Here is a 1,493-nt window from a genome sequence, read left to right as displayed (position 1 = left end):
CAGACGCTCTACCGTGAGACGGAGGCCAGCAAGGAGGCGCGCCAGAAACTGGCCGAGGAGCGCAAGGCGATGCCGCATTTCGATGTCTTCGGCGAAGGCAGGCCATCGAAACGCGACCGGCGCGACCTCGACCGGCTTCGGCGCAGAGGGTAGCCACAGGGCAGTACGGCCGCTTGCAGTGTTCAACGAGTACATGGCGGGGTTAGGCGCGCGCGGCACATGTGATAATCAGCCATGCATCTCCTGCGAGCACTGCGCAACCAGAGTAGCAGAATGACTGCTGATCTCGCCGATTCAAAGCTATTTGCTCAGATGGGAGATCGTGGCAGCTTTCGCGAGTCGATCATCAAGCAGTTCCTCCGTCCCTTTCTTCCGGAGTGCTATGGCCTGTCCTCCGGTGAGGTATTCTCCTGCAACGGCGAACAGAGCGCTCAGGTCGACATCATCTTGTATGACGCGATTTTCTCAACCATTCTCTTTCGCAATGGACCATGCCAACTGTTTCCTGCCGAATCGGTCTACGGTTCCATCGAAGTTAAGTCCAACCTTTCTCTCGCCGAACTCCGGTTCGCCTGCGGCAACATCGCCAGCATCAAGCGGCTTGAGCGCCGAATTGCGGATAGCATGGACTTCCTGCCGATGGTGCGACTAGACCTGTGCTGGCCTTGCTTGCGCTCCCGATAAGCGCAATCCTTACCTCGGCGTTGTATTCGGGTACACCGGCGCATCGCCGAATGCAATCGTAACTGAGCTCAATGAGAGGATGGTACAGACGCCACAGGACAAACAGCTCTTGCCTGATTTTGTGTTTGTTGCTCAGCCTGGATTTATGATTGCACGCTACGCTGAGCGTGACGGCAAGAACTGTGTCCCGGCACCGGGACAGGACTATAACAAGTTCCTTTCGATGTCCGCCGGGCCAGACACTCTGCCGTTGTTTTTTCTGACGCTTAACGCGTGCTTGGGACAACTCCGACTCCGCTCGATCGATTTCGTCCAGCTGTGGAATCAGCTCTTCTTCGAAATCTTGAACCGACCGACGAGCTGATTCGGTCCCCCACTTCGGACTTTCAGGTCTGATAAAATTCCTCCTTATGGCGGATAGGCTTTCCAGACGGCATTTCTTCTACGGTTCGCTGCTGGCCGGGGCGGTTCCTGCCGCGGGCTTCGGCAGCGTCGCTTCGCTGAAGCGACTGGGCTACAAATCTCCCAATGAGAAACTGAACATCGCTGCGATCGGCGCCGGCGGCAAAGGCAACAGCGATATCGCCGGGTGCTCCAGCGAAAACATCGTGGCCTTCGCCGATCCGGACGAAAAGCGCGCCGAGAAGACGTTCAAGGCCTATCCCAAGGTGCCGAAGTACAAGGACTTCAGGCGCATGTTCGACAAGGAGGCCAACAACATCGATGCGGTGCTGGTGTCCTGCCCGGATCACATGCACGCCACCGCGTCCATGTGGGCCATGGCTCGCGGCAAGCACGTGTATTGTCAG

2 protein-coding genes are annotated in these 1,493 nt (G+C 57.5%); both read left to right on the top strand.

Features of this window, described 5'->3' with window-relative positions; all coding sequences use genetic code 11:
- Nucleotides 1-273 precede the first annotated feature (273 nt).
- Nucleotides 274-684: a DUF6602 domain-containing protein gene (locus tag VN622_16570; GenBank protein HWR37478.1), complete on the top strand. Its 411-nt coding sequence runs from the start codon at nt 274-276 to the stop codon at nt 682-684.
- A 410-nt stretch (nt 685-1,094) separates the two neighbouring features.
- A partial coding sequence (locus tag VN622_16565; GenBank protein ID HWR37477.1) for a Gfo/Idh/MocA family oxidoreductase occupies nt 1,095-1,493 on the top strand: 399 nt, incomplete at its 3' end.

Source organism: Clostridia bacterium, assembly GCA_035561135.1.
Lineage (GTDB): Bacteria > Acidobacteriota > Terriglobia > Terriglobales > Acidobacteriaceae > DATMYA01.
This window is presented reverse-complemented; position numbering and strand designations above follow the sequence as displayed.

Bases quoted from the DNA above. Each gene is read 5' to 3' on its own strand.
- VN622_16570 (HWR37478.1), top strand. From the start codon at position 274: ATGACTGCTGATCTCGCCGATTCAAAGCTATTTGCTCAGATGGGAGAT.